Annotated in this window: 7 protein-coding genes and 1 tRNA gene; all 8 read right to left on the bottom strand. The window is 71.8% G+C overall.

From position 1 onward, the window contains the following. Nucleotides 1-151 precede the first annotated feature (151 nt). Nucleotides 152-225: transfer RNA gene (locus AB4030_RS19075), tRNA-Pro, on the bottom strand. A gap of 86 nt (nucleotides 226-311) precedes the next feature. Then, on the bottom strand, nucleotides 312-1,793 hold the full coding sequence (gene der / locus AB4030_RS19070; protein WP_442280788.1) for a ribosome biogenesis GTPase Der: 1,482 nt from the start codon (nucleotides 1,791-1,793) through the stop codon (nucleotides 312-314). 54 nt (nucleotides 1,794-1,847) lie between these two features. After that, a complete protein-coding gene (locus AB4030_RS19065) occupies nucleotides 1,848-2,540 on the bottom strand; it encodes a lysophospholipid acyltransferase family protein (protein ID WP_442280781.1) in 693 nt (230 codons plus the stop codon). Next, nucleotides 2,537-3,244, bottom strand: a complete 708-nt coding sequence (gene cmk / locus AB4030_RS19060; RefSeq protein ID WP_442280780.1) for a (d)CMP kinase — start codon at nucleotides 3,242-3,244, stop codon at nucleotides 2,537-2,539. Before cmk ends, AB4030_RS19065 begins: the two co-directional genes overlap by 4 nt. Nucleotides 3,245-3,301: 57 nt before the next feature. Then, nucleotides 3,302-4,384 (bottom strand): prephenate dehydrogenase, encoded by a 1,083-nt coding sequence (locus AB4030_RS19055; protein WP_442280779.1) that lies wholly within the window; start codon nucleotides 4,382-4,384, stop codon nucleotides 3,302-3,304. Between the two features lie 46 nt (nucleotides 4,385-4,430). Beyond that, nucleotides 4,431-5,420 carry a pseudouridine synthase gene (locus AB4030_RS19050; RefSeq protein ID WP_442280778.1) on the bottom strand — a complete coding sequence of 330 codons (990 nt, stop codon included), beginning with the start codon at nucleotides 5,418-5,420 and terminating at the stop codon, nucleotides 4,431-4,433. Continuing rightward, nucleotides 5,417-6,082, bottom strand: a complete 666-nt coding sequence (scpB, locus tag AB4030_RS19045) for an SMC-Scp complex subunit ScpB (protein ID WP_442280777.1) — start codon at nucleotides 6,080-6,082, stop codon at nucleotides 5,417-5,419. Before scpB ends, AB4030_RS19050 begins: the two co-directional genes overlap by 4 nt. Then, nucleotides 6,075-7,154, bottom strand: coding sequence for a segregation and condensation protein A (locus AB4030_RS19040; protein WP_442280776.1), 1,080 nt, complete (start codon nucleotides 7,152-7,154; stop codon nucleotides 6,075-6,077). Before AB4030_RS19040 ends, scpB begins: the two co-directional genes overlap by 8 nt. Nucleotides 7,155-7,158: the final 4 nt, after the last annotated feature.

Here is a 7,158-nt window from a genome sequence, read left to right as displayed (position 1 = left end):
CGGCCACCGGCGAGCTCCTGCGCCAGCTCGTCCTGGACCCCAGCCGTGACTACCAACCCACCGGACGCCCCACCCGGACCCGCACAAACGAATGAGCCGGACCTACATTCCGTAGGTCCGGCTCATTCCGATGTCCTGAGACATCACACGGTCGGGCTGACAGGATTTGAACCTGCGACCCCTTGACCCCCAGTCAAGTGCGCTACCAAGCTGCGCCACAGCCCGAATGCCCCTCGGGGCGAAAGGAACAGTAGCGCACCGGGTGCCGCTGGTCCCAATCGGCCCCCCTGGGCGGCATCGACGACCAGAGGTCAGCGGCGACGCTTCTCGCGGACGCGCACGGAGACCTCGATGGGCGTGCCTTCGAAGCCGAACTGTTCGCGCAGCCGGCGTTCGATGAACCGGCGGTAGCCCGCCTCGATGAAGCCGGACGCGAAGATGACGAAGCGCGGCGGCCGCGTCGATGCCTGGGTCGCGAACAGGATGCGCGGCTGCTTGCCACCGCGCAGGGGGTGCGGGTGGCTAGCCACGATCTCCCCCATGAACGCGTTGAGCCGGCCGGTGGGGACACGGGTGTCCCAGGACTCGAGCGCGGTCTCGATGGCGGGCACGAGGCGGTCCATGTGCCGCCCGGTGCGCGCAGAGATGTTGGCCCGGGGCGCCCACGGCACCTGGACGAGCTCCTTGTCGATCTCGCGCTCGAGGTAGTAGCGGCGTTCCTCGTCGAGGGTGTCCCACTTGTTGTAGGCGATGACAAGGGCGCGGCCCGAGTCGATGACCTGCTGCACGACCCGGATGTCCTGCTCGGCGATGGGCTCCTCGGCGTCGATGAGCACGACGGCCACCTCAGCCTTCTCGAGCGCGGTCTGGGTGCGCAGCGAGGCGTAGAAGTCCGCGCCACGGCTCTGGTGGACCCGGCGACGGATCCCGGCCGTGTCGACGAAGCGCCACGTCTTGCCGCCGAGCTCGATGAGCTCGTCGACGGGGTCGCGGGTGGTGCCCGCGACGTTGTCGACGACAACGCGCTCCTCGCCCGCGAGGCGGTTGAGCAGGCTCGACTTGCCGACGTTGGGGCGTCCGACGAGCGCGACCCGTCGCGGGCCACCCTGGGCGTACGCGCCGTGGGCCGACACGTCGGGCAGCACGTCGAGGACGGCGTCGAGGGCGTCACCGCTCCCCCGCCCGTGCACGGCGGACACGGGGAAGGGCTGACCCAGCCCCAGGCTCCACAGCATCGCCGCATCGGCCTCGCCGCGCTGGTCGTCGACCTTGTTGGCCACGAGCACGACCGGCTTGCCGGAACGACGCAGGAGCTTGACGACCGCCTCGTCGTCGTCCGTCGCGCCGACGGTGGCGTCGACGACGAACATGACGACGTCGGCGAGGTCGATGGCGATCTCCGCCTGCTCGGCGACCCGCAGGTGGATGCCGGTGGCGTCCGCCTCCCAGCCGCCGGTGTCGACGATGGTGAAGCGGCGCCCGCCCCATTCGGCCTCGTAGGACACCCGGTCACGGGTGACGCCGGGCACGTCCTCGACGACGGCCTCACGACGGCGCAGGATGCGGTTGACCAGACTCGACTTGCCGACGTTGGGGCGCCCGACCACGGCCACGACGGGCAGCGGGCCCTGGGCCGCGCCGTCCTCGGAGAGCGGGCCCTGGGCGTCGAGCAGCGCCTGGTCCTCAGGGCTGAGCTCGAAGTCGTCGAGCCCGGCGCGCAGGGCGCGCTCCACGGCGGCGTCGTCGACCTCGGGGGTCGTGACAGGGCCGTCGGTGGAGTCGGGGGTCGAGATCGGAGCGCCCTCGTCGATGGGGCGGGCGGTCTCGTCAGTCACGGTGTCCTCGAATCAGTGAACGTCTTTTGAAGCGCCATTCTCCCACCGCGCGGAGCGTACGTGTGACGCGAGGGCTTCGCGCAGCTGGTCACTGGCCATGCGCAGGCGCTCGCGGCCCGGTATGCCGTCAGGGACGTCGAGCTCGAAGGGCTCGCCGAAGACGACGTCGAGCGTGCTCCGGGGCCGTGGCCACGCGTCGGCCGACCTGCCCGGGACCCGGGTGCCGCGGACGGCGACGGGCACCAGCGTCGCGCCGGTGCGCAGGGCGATCCAGGCGGCGCCCTGGTTGACCTGCTCGACCTCGCCGCCGCCGCGGTTGCCCTCGGGGAAGATCCCGACCGCTCCCCCGCGCTCGAGCACGGCTGTCGCCGTCGTCAGTGCGGCCCGGTCGCCCACGGTGCGGTCGATCGGGATCTGTCCGACGTTGCGGATGAGCCAGCCGAAGAAGCCCTTGAAGGCCTCCTTCTTGACGAGGAAGTTGGCGGGCCGAGGCGAGAGCGAGAAGACGAACGGCCCGTCGAGGAAGGCCGCGTGGTTGGCGACGAGGATGACGGGGCCGGTGAGCGGCACCCGGTCGGCATGCCAGGCCCGACCGCGGTACAGGGTGTGGAAGATGCCGATGCCGATCCAGCGGCCGACGACGGCCCGACGAGGGTGCGGCGCGAGCGCGGTGCCCGAGCCGGTTGGTGCGGACTCGGGGCTCATGCTCGGGCCGCCTCGACGACCTGCAGCACCGCCGCGACCGAGCCGTCGAAGTCGAGGTGCGAGGTGTCGATCGTCGTCACGCCGTCGGCCGCCACCGTGAACTCCGACACGGCCGAGTCGGCCCGGTCGCGGTCGACGATCTGGGACCGGGTCGCGGCCACGGCGGCTGCGTCGGCTGCTCCGTGCAGCTCCGTGGAGCGGCGCGCCAGTCGTGCCTCCTCGGACGCGGTCAGCAGGATGCGTACGGGGGCGTCCGGTGCGACCACGGTCGTGATGTCGCGTCCCTCGGCGACCACGCCACCCTGCGTTCGCGCCGCCTCCGAGATGAGTCGGCGCTGCAGGACCCGGAGGATCTCGCGCACGGGGATGACGGCAGCCACGGCCGAGACGTTGGTCGAGATGCGCGTCTCGCGGATCGCAGCAGCGACATCCGTGCCGTCCACCGAGACCGAGGGCGCGTCGGGATCGGTGCCGATGGTCAGCGGAAAGCGTTGTGCCGCATCGGTGACCGCGTCGGCGTCGGTGAGGTCCACGCCCTCGTGGAGGCACCACCACGTCAGGGCGCGGTACATGGCGCCGGTGTCGAGGAAGCCGAAGCCGAGAGACCGCGCGACCTGCTTGCTGACGCTCGACTTGCCGGAGCCGGAGGGCCCGTCCACGGCGACGACGAATCCGGACAGATGCTCCTCGGGGGTCTGCGGCATGCGGACGACGATAGTGCCTCGACCGGCCCCGTCCGGGGTCCGCCCGCGAGCCGGGACTCAGTCGTGGACGCGCCACCCGAGCCGGGCCAGCTCGGCTCGCAGCGGCTCGACGGAGGCGGGGACGACGGAGATCTCGGCGATTCCGACGGCCTGTCCGAGCCCGTGCTCGAGGTGGAGGTCCTCGAGGTTGATGCCGGCTTCCCCGACGTCGGTGAGCAGCCGCGCGAGCGACCCCGGCTCGTCCGGGACCACGACGGAGACGACCTCGTATGCCGCGGGCGCAGCGCCGTGCTTGCCGGGGATCCGCGCGTGGCCCAGGTTGCCGGCCTCGAGGACGTGGCTCAGGGTGCCGAGCGCGCCGTCCCCGTCGGCGTCCACGAGCGAGTCGAGCGCGCCGACGACGTCGTCGACCTGGTCGCGGACGTGACGGAGGACGTCGCGCACCGCCGGCGCGTTGCCGGCGAGGATCTGGGTCCACAGGCGGGGGTCGCTGGCCGCGATCCGGGTCACGTCACGCAGCCCCTGTCCTGCGAGCCCCACGGCGGACTCGGGCAGCTCGCGCAGACACGCGGCCACGATGCTCGAGGCGAGCTGCGGCACGTGCGACACGGCAGCGACGGCCTCGTCGTGCTCGTGCGCCGGCATGACGCGGACGGCTGAGCCCACGGCGAGCGCGAGCTCGCGCACCCGACGAACCGCCGCGTCGGTCGACGCCTCGTGGGGGACGACGACCCAGGCGCGGCCGTCGAAGAGGTCGGCCCTGGCAGCCGCCGCTCCCGAGCGCTCCCGTCCTGCCATCGGGTGGGAGCCGACGTAGCGGCTCGAGTCGGCTCCCGAGTCGAGCACGACGCGCAGCACCGACTCCTTGACGGAGGCGACGTCGGTGACGACCGCATCGGGCCACCGGTCGAGCGCGGAGACGACGACGCGGGCAGCGACGTCGGGCGGTGCGGCGACGACGACGACGTCGGGAGCGTCGGTCTCGTCGTCGGCGACGTCGCCGGCCTGCAGGTCGCGGGCCAGACGGACGGCCGTCGGGGACGGGTCGTCGAGCGACACGCGAAAACCGCTGTGGGAGAGGGAAATCCCCAAGCTGGTCCCGATCAGCCCGGTGCCGACGATGCGGACGTGCGTGGTCACCACGCCAGCGTAGCGACCACGATGTCACCCAGCCGGGACATCCGGATCACAGACCAGCGGCCTTGTAGAGCGCGCCGATCTCTGCCTTGTTGAGCCGACGCGTGCGCCCGGACTTGAGGTCGGCGAGACGGATCGGGCCGACCTCGGTGCGGACCAGCTCGAGAACCGGGTGTCCCACCGCCTCGAGCATCCGTCGCACGACGTGCTTGCGCCCCTCGTGCAGCACCACCTCGACCATGGCCTTGCCGGGCTGGTGGTCGACGATCCGGAACGAGTCGACGCTCACGGGGCCGTCCTCGAGCTCGACGCCCTCCCGCAGCCGCTTGCCGACGTCACGCTGCACCGGCCCACGGATGGTCGCCACGTAGGTCTTGAGGACGCCGTACGCCGGGTGCTGGAGCCGATGGGCGAGATCCCCGTCGTTCGTGAGCAGCAGCAGGCCCTCGGTGTCGGCGTCGAGGCGGCCGACGTGGAAGAGCCGCTGCTCGCGGTTGCCGACGTAGTCCTCGAGGGAGATGCGGCCGAGCTCGTCGTGCATCGTGGTCACGACGCCCTTGGGCTTGTTGAACGCGAGGTAGACGCGGTCCTCGTCGAGGTTGACGCGCACGCCGTCGACGTGGACGACCTGGGTCTGCGGGTTGATGCGCACGCCCAGCTCGGTGACGACCTGCCCGTCGACCTCCACGCGACCCTGCTCGATGAGGTTCTCGCAGACGCGGCGCGAGCCGACGCCTCCGGCCGCCATGAGCTTCTGGAGACGCACGCCCTCGGGATCGTGAACGTCGATCTCGGGAGCGGCCTTGCGGTCGGGCAGCTTGGTGGGCTGGCTCGCCTTGGTCGAGCCGGCGAAGCGCGGGCCGGCGGACTTGCCGCCTCCACCGCTGCGGCCGCCCGCGACCGGTCGACCGGTGCGACCCTTGGTCCCGGAGCCGCCTCGTGCGGCGGCGGGGCCGCCACGCCGCGCGCCACCGGGGCCGCCGGAAGAGCCGGACCCCTTCTTGCGCGGCTGGCGGGGAGACCTGGAGTACTCGCTCATGCGTGTCCTTCCTCGATGAGCTCGTCGATGACGTCGGCGTCCGGTAGGTAGGGCGCGAGCGCCGGGAGGTCGTCGAGTGACGACAGCCCCATGCGTTGGAGGAAGTAGGGCGTCGTGCGATAGAGCATCGCACCGCTCTCCCCGAGGTCCTCGACCTCTTCGATGAGACCGCGCGACGTCAGCGTGCGCACGACACCGTCGACGTTGACACCGCGGACGGCACTGACCCGGGCCCGGGAGACGGGCTGGCGGTAGGCGATGACGGCGAGCGTCTCGAGGGAGGCCTGGGTCAGCTTGGCCTGCTGGCCGTCGAGGACGAACTTCTCCACGACGGGCGCGAAGTCGGACCGGCTGTAGACGCGCCACCCGCCCGCGACGCTGCGCAGGGTGAACCCGCGCTGCGCGGCGGCATACTCCTCCTCCAGCGCGTGCAGGTGGCCCTGCACGTCCTCGACGGGCAGCTCGAGCGCCGAGGCGAGCGCGACCTCGGTCACGGGTTCGTCGACGACCATGAGCACGGCCTCGAGAGCCGAGCGGGCCCCGCCCGGGAAGTCGTTGATGTCGAAGGCGATCTGCTCGTCGGCACCGCCCAGGTCCTCGCGGTCATCGAGCGCCTCGGGCTCGGCGGGCTCGCCCGTCCCTTGCGCCGACTGGTCACTCATCGTCTGCTCCTGTCCGTGGGGCGGCTGCGCCACCCGGCTCGTCGATCTCCCGCGGGTCGCTGGCCTCGTGCGGCGCGCCGCCATCGCTGTCGTCGTCGTCAACGTCGCCGTCGTCGCCGTCGTCGCCGTCGTCCTCGTCGAACTCGTCGTCGATGGCGATGTCGCCCGCCTCGGTGCCGGTCCAGCGGATGTCGAGCTCCCCGAGCGCCTCGGCCTGCTCGAAGGCGATGGCGGCCTCCTTGAAGAGCTCGAGCAGCGCGAGGAACCGGGCGACGATGACGAGCGTGCTGTCGGCATCGGCGACGAGGCTCCGGAACGAGACCTGGCCGCGGTGGCGCAGCCGGTCGACGATGATCGCGGCCTGCTCCCGGACGCTGACCTGGGGCGCGTGCAGGTGCTCGAGGCCGACGGTGGGCGCGATCTTCGGCGTCATCGCCCGCGCGGCGATCATCGCGAACTGCTCGGGCGTCACGGCGATGACGAGCTCGGGAAGCAGCTTGGCGAACTCGGGCTCGAGGCCCGCCTGGCGCGGCGTGATGCGGCCGGCCGTGGCCATCCGGTCGCGGAAGGTGTTGGCGATCTCCTTGTAGGCGCGGTACTGCAGCAGCCTGGCGAAGAGCAGGTCGCGTGCCTCGATGAGTGCCAGGTCCTCGTCGTCCTGCGGTGCCGCCGACGGCAGCAGGCGTGAGGCCTTGAGGTCGAGCAGGGTGGCGGCGATGAGCAGGAACTCGGAGGCCTGGCCGAGGTCCCAGTCGCTGTCGGTGGCCTGGGCCGCCTTGATGTGGGCGACGAACTCGTCGGTGACCTTGGCCAGGGCGACCTCGGTGATGTCGAGCTTGTGCTTGCTGATGAGGCCGAGCAGCAGGTCGAAGGGCCCCGAGAAGACGTCGAGGTGCACCTCGAACGGCGCCGACGACCGGCGCGTGATGACACCGCCGGGGGTCAGCTCCTCCGTCGGGGCGGCCGGAGCGGCAGCCCCGGCCTCGGCGAGTTCGGCGACCGGAGTGACCTCGGCGAGGGCAGCGTCGTCGGCGTCGACCGCGGGGCGGCCGACGGTGTCCTGCTCGGTCATCGAA

The organism is Terrabacter sp. 2YAF2 (assembly GCF_052114705.1).
GTDB lineage: Bacteria > Actinomycetota > Actinomycetes > Actinomycetales > Dermatophilaceae > Terrabacter.
This window is presented reverse-complemented; position numbering and strand designations above follow the sequence as displayed.

Coding starts and splice junctions, on each gene's coding strand:
- AB4030_RS19065 (WP_442280781.1), bottom strand. CDS start 2,540: ATGAGCCCCGAGTCCGCACCAACCGGCTCGGGCACCGCGCTCGCGCCG.
- AB4030_RS19050 (WP_442280778.1), bottom strand. CDS start 5,420: ATGAGCGAGTACTCCAGGTCTCCCCGCCAGCCGCGCAAGAAGGGGTCC.
- AB4030_RS19040 (WP_442280776.1), bottom strand. CDS start 7,154: ATGACCGAGCAGGACACCGTCGGCCGCCCCGCGGTCGACGCCGACGAC.
- cmk (WP_442280780.1), bottom strand. CDS start 3,244: ATGCCGCAGACCCCCGAGGAGCATCTGTCCGGATTCGTCGTCGCCGTG.
- scpB (WP_442280777.1), bottom strand. CDS start 6,082: ATGAGTGACCAGTCGGCGCAAGGGACGGGCGAGCCCGCCGAGCCCGAG.